General features: G+C 30.8%; 15 protein-coding genes. 14 read left to right on the top strand and 1 reads right to left on the bottom strand.

Annotated elements, in window-relative coordinates; translation table 11 throughout:
• Nucleotides 1-13 precede the first annotated feature (13 nt).
• From ACSKT4_RS18160 to ACSKT4_RS18095, 14 genes are all read left to right on the top strand, one after another.
• Nucleotides 14-724, top strand: coding sequence for an SDR family oxidoreductase (locus ACSKT4_RS18160; protein ID WP_186871000.1), 711 nt, complete (start codon nucleotides 14-16; stop codon nucleotides 722-724).
• Nucleotides 725-747: 23 nt separating this feature from the next.
• Nucleotides 748-939, top strand: a complete 192-nt coding sequence (locus ACSKT4_RS18155) for a thiopeptide-type bacteriocin (RefSeq protein ID WP_186871001.1) — start codon at nucleotides 748-750, stop codon at nucleotides 937-939.
• A gap of 131 nt (nucleotides 940-1,070) precedes the next feature.
• Complete coding sequence (locus tag ACSKT4_RS18150; protein WP_465823713.1) at nucleotides 1,071-3,473, top strand: hypothetical protein; 2,403 nt, start codon at nucleotides 1,071-1,073, stop codon at nucleotides 3,471-3,473.
• 47 nt (nucleotides 3,474-3,520) lie between these two features.
• Nucleotides 3,521-4,573, top strand: a complete 1,053-nt coding sequence (locus ACSKT4_RS18145; RefSeq protein ID WP_186871003.1) for a hypothetical protein — start codon at nucleotides 3,521-3,523, stop codon at nucleotides 4,571-4,573.
• A 22-nt stretch (nucleotides 4,574-4,595) separates the two neighbouring features.
• Complete coding sequence (locus ACSKT4_RS18140) at nucleotides 4,596-7,145, top strand: hypothetical protein (RefSeq protein WP_186871004.1); 2,550 nt, start codon at nucleotides 4,596-4,598, stop codon at nucleotides 7,143-7,145.
• On the top strand, nucleotides 7,146-8,771 hold the full coding sequence (locus tag ACSKT4_RS18135) for a hypothetical protein (protein ID WP_465823712.1): 1,626 nt from the start codon (nucleotides 7,146-7,148) through the stop codon (nucleotides 8,769-8,771).
• Nucleotides 8,772-8,880: 109 nt separating this feature from the next.
• Nucleotides 8,881-10,482 (top strand): YcaO-like family protein, encoded by a 1,602-nt coding sequence (locus tag ACSKT4_RS18130; RefSeq protein ID WP_186871006.1) that lies wholly within the window; start codon nucleotides 8,881-8,883, stop codon nucleotides 10,480-10,482.
• On the top strand, nucleotides 10,460-11,809 hold the full coding sequence (locus tag ACSKT4_RS18125) for a hypothetical protein (RefSeq protein WP_186871007.1): 1,350 nt from the start codon (nucleotides 10,460-10,462) through the stop codon (nucleotides 11,807-11,809). Before ACSKT4_RS18130 ends, ACSKT4_RS18125 begins: the two co-directional genes overlap by 23 nt.
• A 74-nt stretch (nucleotides 11,810-11,883) precedes the next feature.
• Nucleotides 11,884-12,702 carry a lantibiotic dehydratase C-terminal domain-containing protein gene (locus tag ACSKT4_RS18120; RefSeq protein ID WP_186871008.1) on the top strand — a complete coding sequence of 273 codons (819 nt, stop codon included), beginning with the start codon at nucleotides 11,884-11,886 and terminating at the stop codon, nucleotides 12,700-12,702.
• Complete coding sequence (locus tag ACSKT4_RS18115) at nucleotides 12,680-13,408, top strand: nitroreductase family protein (protein WP_465823711.1); 729 nt, start codon at nucleotides 12,680-12,682, stop codon at nucleotides 13,406-13,408. The genes ACSKT4_RS18120 and ACSKT4_RS18115 overlap by 23 nt, the downstream gene beginning before the upstream one ends.
• Nucleotides 13,409-13,413: 5 nt before the next feature.
• Nucleotides 13,414-14,256 carry a hypothetical protein gene (locus ACSKT4_RS18110; RefSeq protein ID WP_186871010.1) on the top strand — a complete coding sequence of 281 codons (843 nt, stop codon included), beginning with the start codon at nucleotides 13,414-13,416 and terminating at the stop codon, nucleotides 14,254-14,256.
• Between the two features lie 92 nt (nucleotides 14,257-14,348).
• Nucleotides 14,349-15,257: an ABC transporter ATP-binding protein gene (locus tag ACSKT4_RS18105; protein WP_186871011.1), complete on the top strand. Its 909-nt coding sequence runs from the start codon at nucleotides 14,349-14,351 to the stop codon at nucleotides 15,255-15,257.
• Nucleotides 15,250-16,008 (top strand): ABC transporter permease, encoded by a 759-nt coding sequence (locus ACSKT4_RS18100; protein WP_186871012.1) that lies wholly within the window; start codon nucleotides 15,250-15,252, stop codon nucleotides 16,006-16,008. The genes ACSKT4_RS18105 and ACSKT4_RS18100 overlap by 8 nt, the downstream gene beginning before the upstream one ends.
• Nucleotides 16,009-16,055: 47 nt before the next feature.
• Entirely contained in the window at nucleotides 16,056-16,802 is a 747-nt protein-coding gene (locus tag ACSKT4_RS18095) for a class I SAM-dependent DNA methyltransferase (protein WP_186871013.1), read from the top strand.
• A 1,012-nt stretch (nucleotides 16,803-17,814) separates the two neighbouring features.
• On the opposite strand, the gene ACSKT4_RS18090 is transcribed toward ACSKT4_RS18095, so the two are convergent.
• Nucleotides 17,815-18,570, bottom strand: a complete 756-nt coding sequence (locus ACSKT4_RS18090) for a YqcI/YcgG family protein (protein WP_436262604.1) — start codon at nucleotides 18,568-18,570, stop codon at nucleotides 17,815-17,817.
• Nucleotides 18,571-18,680 lie beyond the last annotated feature (110 nt).

The following is an 18,680-nucleotide window of genomic DNA, read 5'->3' as shown; positions in this document are numbered from 1 at the left end:
TGAGGTGTGGTTATTGAAAAACATAATCATTATTGGATCTGAAGGAATTATAGGACAAGCTGTTAGAGATACCTTTAAAGATTATTTTCAAGTATGTATAGATAAATCTTTAGGCGAAGAAATGGTGGAAAATTCTAATTCCATTCAGTTATCTTATGATATTACATCAGAACAAGATCTTAATAAAATATATGAAGTAATTAAGGGAAAGAATTTGAATATTGATGGCGTAATATATTTAGCTGGTGTTAATTATATGAGAAACTTTTTTACTTCGACAACCGATTCCTGGCAAGAAACATTTGATATAAATTTATTTGGAATTGTTAAATTCCTAAAACGGATATATAACCTGTTTTCTGAAAAAATTTCCATCGTGTGTGTTGCATCGCAAAATGGAATCGTTGGGCATGAAGATCGAGTAGATTATGGGCCGTCTAAGGCAGCGATTATTCAACTAGTAAAAAATCTAACTGTTGACTTCGCTAAGTATTCGAATAAAGATATTAAGATAAATTGTGTTTCACCAACCTATGTATTAACAGAGGAAAACAAGGAATATTTTGATAGCTTCCCTGGTAAGAGACTTATAAATAGAATTCCTTATAAAAAGCTAGTAACACCAACTGAAGTTTCTAATGTAATCGAATTTTTAACATCTGATAAAAGCGATGCAATTAGAGGTCAAAATATTGTTATAGACTATGGATATACTGTAGTTTAATTCTATTAAAGGAGGTGATAATTATGTCAAAAGAACTTACAAAGATCAATGAAAATGAAAAAATTGATCAATTATTTGCAGACATTGAAGAGTTAGAGTTTGTTGATATCAATGAAGCTACGGCTCTACCAGAGACAGCTGCTACTAGTGGTTCTGCGTTTGGTAGCAACTGCTCTACATGTGGTTCAAGCTCAACTTGCTCTTCTACAACATGATTTCACTTCTAAGGTAAAACATGTTTTAGAAGGGTTGTCTAATTGACTATGGGTTAAGCCAACCCTTCTAATCCCAAAATATTATATTAAACAATTTAATTTTGTAATATCCGTAAAAGGTTGTGAATTGGATGGTCCAAATACATTCTTGTGCAACATTAGTTTATTTTAAAAAAGATAATGATAATTTAATAACCGCAGATAATCATTTTGATTTATCTTATATACGTAACTATTTAGCTGAAGAAGGTATAAGCACAACCCAATATATTGAGAAAAACCTTAAATTAATTTACGATCTAGAAGATGATATAGCAGCTATAGGTAATAAAATCATAATTTTTTATATTGATGAAAAGAACTTCGATATTACCCATATAGTTTCTGAAAGGTTAAAACAGATTGATTATACAATAATTTGGACTGGTTTTGTCTCTAATGATTATAATAATTTCATTTCTAAACAAGTTTCTTATGACCTGCTAATCTCGGATAACTTAGCTGAAAAGGTATTACAAATACTAATTGAGTTAGTTAACGATTTGCCTATAAAAGCATCCACTTTCGTAGAAAATCGGAGTCATTATGCATCTTTCAATCTATCTACTCAAAATACACTATCTCCATATCAGAACGGAAATATACAAGTAAGACAAGTGAATAACTATGGCATGAGATTAAATTTATTTAACCTCACTGACTCTTTAAGATTAGAGCATAAATATATAGTAAACCAAATTATTTATGACCTTCGATTATTTGAATCAAAAGGAGTTAGTGGCACGATTAACTTCTTGGATCACGATATTCTCAATAATTTAGAATTATTCAATTCTCTAATGAATGTTATGAATCCCGAAGAGTATTCGTTTACATTCTCAGCGAGAGTTAGCCTTAACAAATTGTCAGACGATATTCTCAAGAAATTGGCACATTCAAAATTTAATAGGTTAGAGATTCTTATACAAGAAATTGATTATGAAGATATTATTTCTAAATTTGATAGAATTTATAAAACAATGAGTAGTTATAAAGGGAATATTTCGTATAGTCCTATTTTACTAGAAAATAACAAAAATGTAAACTCCAATCAACTATTAAAGTTTATCAATAGTTCGGTATACTCAAAGCTATTTGAGGGTGACATTAGAATTTTACTTCATAATGATATGGATAAAGTTAGGGATCGAGGGAATTTTAGTCGTGAAATTCCGCAATATTTAGGTGGGATTTTGCAAAATCAGCAACAGAATTCATTATCAATGAGAGTTGAAGGTGCTCTTGTAAATGGTTATATTTCTTTCTTAACAGGCTACTATCCTTATAACTTTGCTGGTGGTAATAGTAAACATGTTGCTGTTAAGGATAAACAATTAGGTAAGAATACTTATCGTAATTTAAGTAATTTTTTAGGTATTAATAGTGCTGTCATTTATGATTCAGGACAAGAAAGATTGTCTTCTGTAGAAGGTTTGTTATATAGCATTAATGAAGGTGGTGCAATACGGGAGACAAATGAAGTATTTGACTTTAACAAAGATGAAGCTAGAAAACAAGATGTTTTCTTACCACACTACCATCAAGTGTACAAAACAGGAAGGAAATATATTGAGACACTTCAAATAGATGACCATCACCATTCCTTAGAAATCGAAGTTCTTAAAACACCTTATTCTGAAGTTAATGATGAGCAGCTATTAGATGAATACAATTTTTTGTCTATTAATACAGAGCAAGATCTCGAGCATTTTATAAATGATGTTGAATATTTTGTGCAAACAGGACAGTTCCGTAACTTTTATGAAATATCAAGTTTTCTATTGGACGCTTGTAGGTGGGGTAGGGCTGAACACTGTGCATTAGCAAAACTACATCGCTTTAATTTAGATGAGAGTCAAAATATTCTACCTTGTGGAGGATGTAGCAAAGCAATTGGCAAACTTTCAGATTCTTATATAAATCTGGTTGGTAACGCTTTACAAATCTCTGAAGAAGAGCAAGAGCTTCGTGGATGTAATATTTGCCCAGTGAAAGATAGTTGTTCTAAATGTGCGATGCTCCCTAATTACATGAATAGAGAACAGTATTGTGAGATTAGAAGGAAAAACCAATATATTGGTGAATATATAAATATTTCCAATATCATCAAACACTTGTTGAAGAATGTCCCGTTATTTATCAATGCTAAATATCAAGATGTTAAAGTTTCCACACCATTTAATACACATATGTTCTCAAACGACATCATTTCTAATAGTAATTCTTTAATAAAAGAGCATATTTACCTATTATACATACAAGACGAGCCAATTATCGTGGAAAATAGAAGTTTAAAATTATTGAAAATCCCTACAGCTGTTGCGTTGGTATTTGAAGGTTTGTTAAAGGGTGCTTCTAGTGAATTGATTAGAGAGGAGGTAATTAATAAATTTAAAATTAATGTTGACGTAGCAGACAGTTTGTATAAGAAAACGATAGATAGACTATTAGATTTAAACTACCTAGATAACCATAGAATGTCAGTATTAAACTAGATGATAATGCAAGTTAAACTAAATTAGCTAAAAGAGGTGCTATTTGTATGCCTATTAGTATTTATAACTATGCGGAAAGTAAGATACCACTAATCCTAGAAATGACTAGTAATACTACGCTTAGGAATTTACAGGGTAGTTATTACCTTGATAACGATTGGCAACATGGACCAAACACACTGGTAGTATTCCGCAATGGTTCTGAAGAGAGGTTTCTAGTGGATGAAATAAAAGAATTTGTACGTGATTATATCAATAGAAATCCAATTAATCACGAATATCTTAGGCAAAAACAACAATTATATCGGGAAAAACAAAGAACATTAGTTGAACTTGAATATCGAGATAATGTTGATATCAATTTATTACATGAGCATGGTCATGTTCTTTCAAGGCCTAGGAAAAGTGGAATCTATAATTCGAAACAACACCGAAAGACTTTCGATAAGTATCGATGTGATCTAAATGATATTTACCTAAAGATTTTGGAGAAATACCATGAATTATCGATAGTAGAAAGAGCACATCTATTTTTACACCAGTTTCGCTTTATTGCCTCATTATATGAGGATGGCCCCAAAAATGGACATTTAACATTTTTATCTCATGCACAAGGGTTCTTATCAAATATTGAAGCAAGAGGTTTGAATAGTAATATTAAGATTAATTTTGAAAAGAAAAGAACGCAACTATTTCATAACAATGAAATCATTTTGAGAGATGATATTATTGAATTGATGCAAGAATGGGAAGCTAGATGGACTAATATAGCAATGGAGATGAATGATAGCTTTAGTATAGACAATTATGATGATCCAGAAGAAGGAGTAGGATTAAAGCAACAACTAGAGTTGTTGAAAAGGGAACTTGCTCCTTTAAATAATGAATTTCATACGGATTTATTAAGTTTAGATGAAACTGGAGAACTAGAACAATTTCTTCACTCTAAAAAAATGCTTGTATTTAGGGACATTGTTAATTTATTTTACCTAAGTCTGCCATTATTTGAACAAAGCATGGCAGAGAAACAATTCTATGCCTATTCTGTTGTAAAATATTATGATGATTATTTTAATGGTGAAGTTCTGTATAAAATCTAATAAAGGATTTGGGTGTTAACTAATGACTTTAAATCCATTTGTATTAAAAAGAGAAAATATATTAGAAAAAAGTGCAATAAAACATGATTTTGATACCGACGTATTTCTTGAAATTGATCACGTAGAATTATTATTAAATAGTTACCGTGATAAAATAATTGACTCTCTTAACAAAATGCTTAAAAACACAAATAATCCTTACCTATTGAATTCTATTAGATATTTAAGAAAGAATAAGTATCAAAGATTTGTAAATAGTTCAGATAATATACAAGCATTTATTCCAATTACTCTAAATGAAGAAATAAGTAGATTTATCGGATTATATCGACATTATATTCAGTTATCAGAAAGCGCAAAACTAATGTATGAAAGAAATTTAACAGAAGTAAGGCAACGGTTTAAAGATATCCTTAAAGAAAATTTGTTTATATCAAACGGATTACATTTGATTAATCCACAGATTTATTCTAAATTAACATCTTATTTGAACACACCTTTAGAAGAACATAAAAGTAAACATCGTAAGTTAGAAGGTACCTTATATAATTTTATTAGTCGATCAGCTCTAAAAACGAGTCCATTTAGTAATATTACTAATGTCGGGAGAGCGGAATTATCTAATCGTAATACGTTAGCTAATGAATATCAAAAATCAGTTTCTTTAAATTATACATTTGTTTATAAATTGACTTATTATTATTTATTTAACTCTAATTTGTTTATTGAGAAGACGAAATATACGATCCCACCATTTTCAATTACCTTGGAAAATGGGGTACATTACATTGAGTTTCTTTCAAAAAAAGAAAATTCTAACCGAACAAAAGTCTTTCTTTCAGAGGAACGATTAGGAAAGTTGAAAATACCGCAGTCATTAGTTGCCCTTTTTAATGAAAAAGAAATGGATAACTATATATCCTTCGCTGAACTGCATACTGCTATAGGAAAAGAAATACAAAAGGAGAAGATACTTGCAATCATTCGTAACTACCTAAAAATAGGGCTATTAATTCCAGTAATAGGATTTGATGAAACAAAGTATGAAGTCTTTTTCGAAGATATCAAAAGCAAGCTAATTCCTTTATTGGAAGAAGGACCCTACTCAGAATTAATAACGTATCTTAATAAAATCTATGAATTGTCTAAACAAGTATCTTTTGCAGAAGATATCAATGAAAAACATTACTATTATAAAAAACTAAATATTATTTTGAAAGAAATAAGTGAGAAAACAGGTATTAAATTTGCTCCTAATCAAGTATTCTATGAAGACGGTTATTATACTGAGGTAGAATATATCGACAGTGAAATAATGAATAGATTCATTAGTCCGCTTAAACAAATACAAACATTTTCACTCATTTTTGATACTAGTATCAGATTACGGTATGAATTTGCTGCTAGATTAAAAAGTATTCGTAAACAGGATTTCCTAGAGATGGATAGTGATTTCTTCTCTATTTTGTTTGATTTATCCAAGGATATGACGAACTATTGGGAAAATCCCGCATTTATTGCATCGGATCAATTTTATTCAGACGAACTAAAAGAACTAGATAATATAAAATTTAGCTTTATAGCAGAATTAAATAGTTTATGTAAGAACTACTCATCTGACTCTATCGATATCACAAGATTGATTGACACCTATATCCAAAAAATCCCTAAAAAGATTAGAAAAGAGAAGGGGATAAGTACTGGTGTCTTTGCCCAAATTAATCAGGATAAATTAATAATAAATTCTTTATATGAAGGTCAGGAAAGATACCTGGCACGATTCATGAATTATTTTATAGAATATTTATTTGATAGTGAAGATTATCAGGTTTATACAAAGGATTTCTATGATGATAATAATTACTATGAATTATCAGATACGTACGGTTTTAATGGTAATGTGAAGGAACATCGACTTAGTAGAGAGTGCTATACAGTAGGCGTTGGAAACCGGAGATTCTCTATTAAGGATAATGAATTGCTTCATAAGGTCGAAGATTTTAAAGTAAACGTCAGTGATAATTTATTTAGATTTATTGATAGAGATGGTAAGGAAGCAAAAATCTGTTTTAGAGGATCTCTTACTCCTACATACATGCCTGGATATATAGCAATACTATTACAAATGTTTACATCAGGAGCGATGTATTACAAATTAGGAGAGATGATAAAGGAAGAAATTATACCAAGAATCTCTTATGGCAATATAGTGCTTAATAGAAAGAGGATTCGTTTAACCTACATACAAGAGGAATTAACAAGAAAAGATGAAGAAAGTGATTTTGAGTATTACAGACGTTTAAATTTAGTTTTCTCAAAATTGGAACTAGATAAAGAATTCTTTGTCGTCATTGATCGAAGTTCACAGCTAAATGATGAGGAACTTTTTAAATTTAAACCTCTCTACATTAACATAGAAAATCCTTTATCTGTAAAAGTATTTGAAAAAGAAGTGGTGGATAAGTTTGAGAAGTCAATTTATGATCTTTTTTTTATGGAAGAATATTTGAGCAACTCAGGTCCCAATGCTAAAGAGTTTAATTTTGAAATTTATCAGAAGGGTGAAACTTAAATGGATGGATTACTGATATTAAATCGACAAAATACAATGGTTTACTTGGATGAAAATAAAAGTATTATTAAAACGTATTTTCTAGAGGTATCCATAGAGACGTCTCAAGAACAATATGAGTTATTAATAGATCTTCTTAATGCTTCTAAACGTGAGCTAGTAATTAGTGATTACTTGAAAAGTCATGAAGATCAAAAATATATTATACGTTTATTGAAAGTGCTATATGAAATCGGAGCCATTTTCATCTATTCTAATTCTTATGGTTTATCTAGCTATTTCAATAATAGTTGGTTTAGAGTTTTGTCTCAGTATTTACCCACAGATAAGGATATTCTTCATAGTTGCCGTTTATTAGACGAAGCGGTAATACATATCACGCCAGAAGTCGAACAGCAATTTCCGATATTAAGAGATCTATTGATTGAAAATGATATGACTGTTTCACAAGAAATAGGAGGAGAACTTAAGGATAGTGATTGGATAATTACGATGGAGAATGAATTTATTCATCATAATATTATCGAGCTATCTTTATCAGCGGATAAAATAATCGGGAGTACGAATAAGCTAGCTCAAAATTACAAACCTATAGAGAATAAGGAACATTTGATTTCTAAAGAATCTTTATTATACAAAGTGGGTCCATACTATGCCATGTTATATGTTATTAAATCTATAGTGGGTATATCTAAATCTACTTTTTCCTTAAATAAAGAAGGGAAATTTTATGAATATGATTTAGAGGAAGAAGATTTCATGCAGACAGTTGAAGAATTTTCTTTTCCAAAACCTAAGCGTTCTAAGGAAAAGCTAGATTACATTGGAAATTTTGAGTCGTTCATCAATAACAATCCAACTATACCAATTTCTATTTCAGGTTGGAAGGATGAACAATATGCTGACTTATTTCAAATGGGATACACTACTTATTCTCTATCCGATAGATCAACGAACGACACTTTTGTTTATGCAGGTGTCGATTATATTGAAATAGCTATGGAAACTATAAAAAAAGGTCTAGAATACTATTTTAATAGGGATCTAAAACAAAGCAAATGGATGATTTCTACTAACGAGTCTTATTATCTAGATAAGGTGCTATTTCTACTACAATATGTGGATGAACCTTTTACGGTTCAGAAGGTAGAGCGAGTGAATTATCCTAATAATGATTTAAACAACTATCTTACTATACTAAATATGGATCTAGATTTTTATGTTAAAAAGTATATCAATTCTAGTTCATATATTGTTTACTTATTAGATCATGGAAAAGATAAAATGTACTCAGATGAAAAAAGGACATTAAACATTGAAGAAAAAATGGTTGAGTTAGCATTAAATTATATATTAATTAAGTTTAATTCCAATAAAAGAATCACGAATATTTTAACAGCTATCAATTCGATTGATAAAGAAGCATTACTTCAAACGGATAATCATGAATATATTAGCTTGGATATACCTAATGAAAAAGAATTTATAGAAAATGGATTACAGGTATTTAAGCACTCTAACTTATATCTATTGGAAAGTGCATGGAAGTATGAAGAACAATTACATGAATCTAATTTAATTGTTCGAAAGATTGAGGTGGAGAAAAATCAAAATTCTAGAGTCTAGGAGAACGGTTGTAGCTTCTCTTGAAATTAATCAATATGTTGTTGTAGCTTATAAGTCGCATAAATTAGGATGTATAGAATGTGTTCGGAAGAGAGTAGAAGATAAAGGTTTGAATCAACATTTCAGTAGACCTGATTTAAATCAAGTTGATTTAAAGATTATCGAAGAACTAAAACAGAAGGTTATGGAGGAGGAAGGGCATTACTATTTTGCCTATAACCTACTAACGAAAGATATTATTAAACTCTTTATGATTAAATATCCTCAATGTTCTGTTTGTGGTGAAAAAGAGTCCATTAACCTATTAAAGGAAACTGCGATAATTTCTGTAAACGATCGATTAAATGATGGATTTAGAGAAAGAGAATTTGATGAGGTAATAAAGGTCCTTCAAAATAATATAGAGAGCTTTTTACATCCACTGTTCGGTCTTTTTGATACACATAGCCGTAATATATCTGATAGTATGCCCCTTATCAGTTTGTATGTAACGTTAGGGAGAAGAAAATTTGATGCACATGGGAGGCGGAGTACATATAAAGGTTCATTTTTTACTTCTATATTAGAAGGGTTAGAAAGGTTTCACGGAATTGCCCCTCCAACAACTAGTAGTTACTACACCAGTGAACAATCTCTTATGGAGGAAAAACAGCAATTTATCTCGCTTCATCAATTTCTTCGTCTATCAGAATCATTGTTCACGGAAGATTTTGTACAAGTTGAAAAATATTCAACGGAGACTGATATATTTTGGAGATATGTATATTCATTCAATGATAAGAGATATATATTAGTTCCAGAAGAAGTTATTTACTTCTCGACACATGATTTTTATGAAAAACCACACGACAAACGTTACATTCTCGATAGTTCAAACGGTATTGCGCTAGGATCGAACGAGATTGAAGCATCAATTGGTGGTTTATTTGAGGTAATTGAACGGGATTCTTTTTTAGTACATTGGTATTCTAAATCAAGTCCATTAAGAGTAGAAGGTATAGAAAATATTGGAAATAAAAACATCAACTTGATGATTGCCTATTTACAGTCAATTGGATATAAGGTACATATCTTTGACGTAACTCTTGAAAGTGAAGTCCCCTCGTTTTGGGTCTTGCTTGAACTAGAAGATAAAGAGACAGATGAAGATAGAATTGCCCTATATACAACAGCTGGAACAAATATTAATCCAGAGGAGGCGATTGAATCTGCACTTGTGGAAGCATCCACATCAATTAGGTCTTTTATTGGATATCAAAAATTAATTTATAAAGGTGTTAAACCAACTGATTTCATGGAGGATTATAGAAAGATTAAAAAGCTAGAAGATCATTTATATTTATATTCATCACCAAAGATGAGATTTGCTTTCGATTTTGCTATTCACACTAAGCGTATTATAGATGCAAATGAACTTATGAAAAAACGCTCCACATACCTAAACAAATTCTCATCACAACGAGAGCTTTTTGACAATATTATAAATAAGCTCACTCCCCATCATGAAGTCTATCAAGCAAATTTATCGAGTCGTACCTTAAAAATTCTTGGCTTTAATTGTGTGAAAATACTAATACCAACAATGCAAAATATAGGTTTCGGGTATTTGTATCAAAATATTAATCAAGAAAGAATTCAACAAGCTGTCCAGTTAAATAATCTAGATGGTGAAACAGAGGTGATGAATCGTGAACCACATCCTTTCCCATAATCCATCTATTCATCAATTAGAATTGGATTATTATCAGAGTTATTCTGCTGATCGCTATACCAATTCAGATAATAACAATTTTACCATTTTGATTCCTTTTCAGAAGGAATTCGTTAATAGAGATTATCTATATAACGGGCATATTGAAAGATACCCACAATTAATTGATGATGTCATTGAACATACTTTAAAGATAAAAAGATACGATATTCTGAGTTATTATCATGACCATAATAACTCTCCTTCCGTGAGGAGTTTGCACACAGCGAAATTACTATTTCTAATTAATGGAAAGTTCTACTATTACAATATTTACGAAGAGCAGTTGTTGCTTGTTTCACATAGTAATATTGATGAAAAATATTTTAAGAGAGATAAATTATATATTTTTGGTGTAAGCGATGTACTGAATTTAGCTAGATTTTATAGTGAATTCGCTTTATATGCCTCACTACTTGATGCAGGGCATCTATTATATAATGTGAAAAATGTATTACTTAATAAAAATATAGACTTCCTCCAATATAAAGAGATTAATAGTAAATATATATATAAGCATATCAATATCGATCAGCGCTATAGCTATATTTCTTTTGGTTTAGAAATAAGTCTGCAAAATAAAGTAAATCTTTGGACAGGTTGTAAAAGCTATTCAACTGGCCGTGATATGAGAATATCTATTTCCCATAATGAACTAAGAAAATCGAAATATTTAGATGACCTTCTAAATCATTATAATAGTTCTGTTTATCAGGATAAATTCTCCATTAAAACAGATAACATTCCATTCTTTCCGTTATCTTCAAAGTTAATTAGAAATTCTGCTCATACAACGATAGGAAATCATAACTATGGAGAGAAATTTGAGTCTTTTATACCTGAAGATGTACTTCATTATTTGATGAAGTCAAAGAAGTTATTTAGTAGTAATGGGATGGAATATTGTTTTCTACTGAAAGATGATAATGGGGAATGTATATATTGGGCAGATTCAACTACAAGTAATGTAAAGATTGATTTTCGTAAAGTAATGCATGATGACCATAAATTTTTTGATTTTAAATCTTATAGAATTGTATTTGTATGTTTTTCACATAGAGAGTGTGTGCTAGAAAATGGTTTAAAAAATCACCTTATCACATCTTCAGAATTGATGCAGCTAGTTTCTTTATATGCTGCTTCCATTGGGTATGCTTTTAGACCAATGAAAAATCATAATGATCATTATTTGAAAAATTTACTAAACCTTAATAGCAATTATGAAATAAATTTCATAGGAGTTGTCTGTAACTCTCCAATTCAGCAATTAAGTTATTTTATTAGATAAATAGGAAAAACAAAGCAAACCGGTTTTCCTTCTCCTTTAATTTGTGAGAATAAAATAATAAAAGGAGTGGCAGAATGTGGTATTCCTTACATGGATTTATCCATGATTTTAAAGCGATTGATAATTACTTAAAGTCAGATTTTCAACATGTCATACAAGACGATATGGAGACATACTTTTTTATTAGGTATTGGTTAGGTGGCCCTCATGTAAGATTACGATTTAAATGTAAGGAAGAGGATTATCAAAAAATTAGAGTGCGCTTCGAAGAATCTATCACCACTTTTCTAAAGAAAAACATAGTGGATTTAATTGATTATGAACATTTCTACCAGAATACTATGTTAGAAAATGAAAATATTACTCATACCTACTGGTGCGAGCATGGTTCTGTAGTAGAGTTTGAATATGAGCCAGAATATGCACGGTACGGTGGCCAAGAAGCAATAAGGTATTCTGAAAATGTATTCTACGAAAGTAGTGTTTTGGCTAACCAACTAAACAAAATAGCATTTGGTAAAAGGATTATTATAGGTTTGGATTTAATATACTTAACTTTTCAGCTTGCTATAGAAAAAGATAATATTTATAGAACATATTCAGATATTTGGAGGGACTATAATGCTGATGGAGAAATAATTCATAAGTATGAACAGATATTGAAGCAAAGAATAGGTCACCTCCAGCAATCTACTATAGAACATTATGCAATATATAATAATTACTTAAATAGTATTAAACATAATGGTATTCATCACGATATTTCAGTGCTTATCTCACATGTTCATATGACAAATAATCGACTTGGGATTTTTCCAGCCATCGAATATAATTTAGCGGCATTGATTGCTAATAATATAGGGGGAGAGGGTGAGATGCTTGAAAAGCAATGATCTGCTTTGGGATTTGACTGGTAGTAGAAGTACATTAAGGAAGCTATATCATAATAATGCCATGATGTCGGAACACTATCACTCTAACAGAATAAAACCGGTAACGGATCCACGAGAGTGGGAAATACTTGATGCAATTCCTATGGAAGAACCTGAGGCAGAGACGAACTTTGAAAAACTGTTAATGTCACGGCGAACTATAAGAGAAGTCAGTGGAAAGAAGGTTGACAATAACTTTATCTCTAGACTTCTAAAGTTTAGTGTTGGGATTACTGGTAGTACCGAAAAAGGCTATCAATTATTTAGCTATCCTTCTCCAGGAGCTACTTATGCTACAACTGTATTTTTATCAATCAACCTAGAAAAGTACAATTATGTATATCGTTATAACGCCTACGACCATTCTTTAGAGAAATATTTAGAAGATCCTGACCATCATATTGCAGAAATAATTTATGATAAGAAATTGGCTGTATTTCCGATAAAATTATTTTTTGCTAGCGACTATCAATTAATAGAGAAAATGTACGGAGAAATTGCTTACCGGTTACTGTGTTTAGAAATGGGGCATATGGCTCAAAATATTTCACTTTATAGCCAGGAGCGGGGATATCACTCTGCGTGTATTGGAGGTTATAATGAGTTGCGGTTTAAAGAGATGATTGGGGAACAATACGATTTACATTATGTTGTCGTTGTGGGGTGAATTAGTTGTATTTAGTCTTAAAAGCAGAATACACCGTTATCAATGAAGAAGAATTTATTATTTCTCACTTATTTGAGGAGCTACATCGTTCCATAAAAGTTAGTAGTAATATAGATAAAGAGCTATTAGTTCAGAAATTATTGTATGGATTCAGTATGCCTAAGGATAAGAAGGCGTTATCCCAAGAAGAAAAACTAATGATAATGCTAAGTAAACAATTAGAGGAATTAATATTCTTAACAGAGGATGAATTTGATTATAGAAGAGAGATAAATATTCGAGGTGTTTTACTAGCTGCTAACAAGAGTGGGGTTGAACATTCTATTATTAAAGATTATTATGATACGTTTCATGATCAAAAAATCTATACCTTAGACGATAATCAGGAACTTATCAACTATTTTAAACGAGAGGGATTATCTCAAATTATCCCAATCTCTAGAGAAAACATTGCCTCTCTTCATCGAGGGAGCATTCTCTTAATTAATGAAAAGAATTTGCCATATGTTCAAAGTGTAAAAGACAATAAATATTTAGTTTACTCACTTGATAAATTAAGGTTAGGTCCTCTTTTAGTTCCAGGTACTACGATATGTTTAAAGTGCTATTACAACAATTATACTTTAATAAATAATGTGGAAAATGGCTATCCTATATATTATCGAAACTTTATATTAAATTTTCTTGTGAACACGGTATATTTTTGTTTAAATGACTTACATAAATCTTTAGGAACAGATGTAGGTCTCCCTATAAGGAAATGTTATCAACTAGCAAATCCCCAACTATCAGTTTCTGTAATGAATATCTATAAAACTAGTGATTGTAGTCTATGTTTCCAATTATAGGATATTCAGATTCTTTGAAGATAAATGTAAAAATTCGAAGATAAACTGTTGCATTAGTTGTGACAAATAATCTAACAGAAGGAGTTTTTTATATGATAAATATACAGAATCTATCAAAAAGCTATGGTAGGAAACAGGTCCTAAAAGATACTAGTTTCACTGTTAATAATGGAGAAATTTTCGCAATCCTTGGCCATAATGGTGCAGGGAAAACGACCCTTATTAAATGTATCATGAAGCTGATCCCTTATAGTGGAGAAATTGATTATGAGTTCCCTGAGAAAGATATTTACAAGAATATTAGCTTGCAAATGCAATCGTCAGTTTATGAGGAAGGGGCAAAAGTTTACGAAATATGTAATCTATATAAGCAACTTCAAAAAAGTGACATTGACATAGATGAATTACTGGATGAATTTGATTTGTTATCCTTTAAAAAGAGTAATATAAATAACCTTTCTGGCGGTGAAAAGCAAAAGTTATCAATATTACTCACTCTTATTAACAAGCCCAAAGTAATAATTTTTGATGAAATTACAACTGGTTTAGATATAGTAGCGAGAAGAAAAGTTTGGGGTTTAATTAAAAAGGTTAATCAAGAGTATAACACAACTATTATCTTAACAAGTCATTTCTTAGATGAAGTAGAGTACTTAGCAAATCGGATTGTTATCTTGGAAAAGGGTGAAGTGACTTTAAAAGGTAGTGTTGGGGAAATAGTACAACAAACATTTGGAAATAAGAAAAAAATTAGTTTTGTAGTACCTAATTTAGTTCCAAATCTAAAGGATGGTCCTTTAGAACAAGAATTAGGAAATGTAACAAGAGATGGTAATCGATTTATTATTGAATACGATGCAGAACAGGAAGCGGAAATCCTAGAAAAGATTAAGGAAAGTAATGGAACAGATATCTATATTAAGAACTATTCATTTGAAGATGCATTCTTGAAAAATTTAGGATATGTCATTAACGAGAAAGGTGAAATTACACATGAATAAGATGATAGTATTTTCAAAATATCAGACGAAATTATTGTTGAGAAATTATAAGACGACGGCGATCGGTTTTTTAATGCCAGTGTTAATGTTTGTTATTTTTAGTAATGTATTTTCAGATATAGATATTACAGGGTCACAATTTACAATAGTAGATTACTTATTGCCTGCGTTCATTCCTATCATTATTATCAATGCAGTTATTGTCATTTACGGACAATATTTAGCTTTATATGAAGAACAAGGAAACCTATTAAAATATAGGCTTTTAGGCTTAAACCATGTTACGATTTCATTTGGAATATTTCTAGCAACTCTCATCTTTCAAATCATAGCCATACTGCTACTAGTCATCACTGCTATGATTATATCCGATGTTCCTATACCTTTTGATAATGTTTTATCGGTTATTATAGTGCTAACTGTGATTAACTTATTTCAGTATGCAATTGTTTATCTTGTTTCAGCAGTAACAACTAAAAGTGCAACATATCAATCGATTGCTTTAATATTATTTAACTTTCAAATGTTTTTAGGGGGATTAACATTTCCACCTGAAATGTTTCCAAAATTTTTACATACACTAGTCGAATTTATTAATCCTATCTATTATGGCTTAATTGCCATGAGGGGAGTTTGGACGGAAAAGGCAAGTGTATTTTCTTATTACCAAGAATTAGGATTATTATTAATTTTAACTACTGTATTCATTGTTTTTGCCACTATTATCAAGAGAAAAAAGGCTTTAATTTGATTCCTATTACTATTGGTGGGTAATAAATAATAAGGGGGGTACGTATTATGAATTACGGAAAGAGTTTTGCAGATGTATATAGTAAACATTTGATTCATTTTTCTGTTCAAATAGCTCCACGAATATATAAATATATTTCTACTAAAAGCAATAAGAAGGAAGTTTTGGATTTATGTTGTGGAACTGGACAATTAGCATATTATTTTTTAACAAAAGATTTTCAGGTTACAGGTATTGATATTTCTAACGATATGCTTTACCATGCCAAAGAACTGAGCAAACAATTTATTGAAAAAGGTAAAGCAGAATTTTATAATGATGATGCAAGGTACTTTTCGTTAAATAAAAAATTTCCTAATATTGTATCAACCTATGATGCGTTAAACCATTTAGAAGATGAACAGAGCCTTATACAGTGCTTTCAACAAGTATATGAACATTTAGAAGATGATGGAATATTCATTTTTGATCTCAATACGAAACTTGGTCTATCTAAAGGGGGAACATTTATTAGGGAAGAAGAGACACTATTTAGTGTCGCCCAAAGTATGTTCGAACCTTTAAGGAATAAAGCATTTACAAGGTATTATGGATTCGTCAAGAATGACGATTCACCTGACTATTATAAATATGATGAAGTGATATATAATACAATCTTCAAAATGGAAGATGTTAGGGAATATCTTTATAATGCCGGTTTTGGTTCAGTTGAATTTGCGCATTTAAATAATTTATTTAAGATTGTTGAAGAACCAGAGAGCGAAGAAAGAGTATTTATTATAGCTACCAAATAATAGATTAACTGTCAGTTATACAATACCTTAAAAATCCTTTACTTGAGGTGAATGTCTAGCATGAAAAAATATATAAGGAATGCTATAGTTGCTTCTGTAATAGTAGTCATAATAACGAGCTTGTTTAGTTATTGGTATCGTGGGTATATTTATTGGCTAGATTTAATAAATTCTGCCATAGGGACATTCATAATCTGGGCATTTTTGTTTCCACTTGTTTATAAATTAACTGACAGTTGTCGGAAAGAATAAATGCAAAGAAAGTTTTAATTACTTCTTATGAGTAAAAAAAGGAAGAAAGTATCCGACTTGATTAATACATTTACATAGCAGGCTAACTCAGGGACTTGCATTATGAGGGGGAGTCGGATAGTGGGGTTGGAAGATGTTGATGAGGTTGGCTAGGATTTTATGGTATTAACCGTGGTTGCTATATGTATAAGCTCTATATGGTATAACATTACAGTAGAACAGCTCCATCAAATTTACCTTATATTTGCTTGAATGAGAGGTGGCTGAACATAATCTCAACGGGTAAGAGGATGACATTGAGATGATAAAGATACAACTTCAATAAACGAGGTTCTATATTGCTTAAAGAGGCTACCCAGTGTGGGTAGCTTTTTTAAGTATTGAATGAACATTTTGTTTAATTTTATTGATGAAGTATGCAGGGTATTCCTCGTAATCTATTGATCTAGAGCGAATTTGGTAGAGTTCATCATCAGTGAAATATAAGGTTACATCTAGAATAATACCGAATAAACTGTAACCGCCAAATAAATCCCAATTTATTGGTAATAATAGGCAGTTTAGTAAAGTATAGCTTGTATAGCCCTATCTTACAATACGCTCCGGTTTTTATATATATAATAAATAATCTCACCTGTGAAAGGTATACAGTATCCAGAAAAATATGTTTTTACATTAAGTAAATCACGCTATAAAGTTCACAAAATGCCCTCTCCTCCATAAGATTATTGTCTTAATAATCATGGGGAGGAGTAGGCATTTATTTATGTGAACAATTAAGGTCATTCCATGCTGCATGAAAAGGACAGCTTTTTAGCGTCGTATTATCATCTCGTAAAAAGTACTGTCTCCATTCGTAATTGTCTTCGGCACCGTAGCTCTTCAAATCTGGATGTACACCGATAGAATCATACTTCACCAATCTTTCTCTAATTCGCTTTTTAATTTTTTTAGCGTTTACTTCTGATTGGTAAAAAGTCTGCAAGACCCACCTGGGTGTAATGGCAAGCATCATCGTATCAAAATGTCTGCTTTGTCTCTTTTCATGTGCTGGCGTTGCACAATACACAAAATACCTTTCATCATGGAAACAAAATTCCCAGATTGGGTTATGTGGATCAGTAGGAATATCCTCTGGCCAACCACTACCATCAACCGAGGTCAACGTACTTAATTGTTGCCAAAATAATTGCTCATAATCGTTGACGGTATAGGAATTTATCATACCATCTGTAAGTCGAAAAAATAGTATAAGCGAAGTGTAAGCTCCAAACCGCTTTGATTTATTTGTAAATTCCTTTAATAGGTCAGCTAGCTGCCCAACTGTTTCGAGTTTTCTTGGGTCACCCAAAAATCCATAGCGTAGTTGATTTAAAGTAAAACCAATTGTCGCAGGAATGCATGGGAACAGCTTTTCTTTATCATTCATTTTTATTACAAAATGTTCAAGAGTAGCTCTTTCCCAACTACTTAAATTGTTCCTATTTGTAGGGCTATCTTGATATAGTACGCTAATTCGAATCACCTCCAACCTCCCTCAATAAAGTTAATTTTTCTTCCAAATACTCGCGTATTCTCAATATTTTATAAACACTAGTTAGTTGACACACCTTATAGATAGTTAAA

It is taken from the genome of Ornithinibacillus liuyingii, assembly GCF_055550225.1.
The sequence above is the reverse complement of the archived record's forward strand: the minus strand, read 5'-3'. Positions and strand labels throughout refer to the sequence as shown.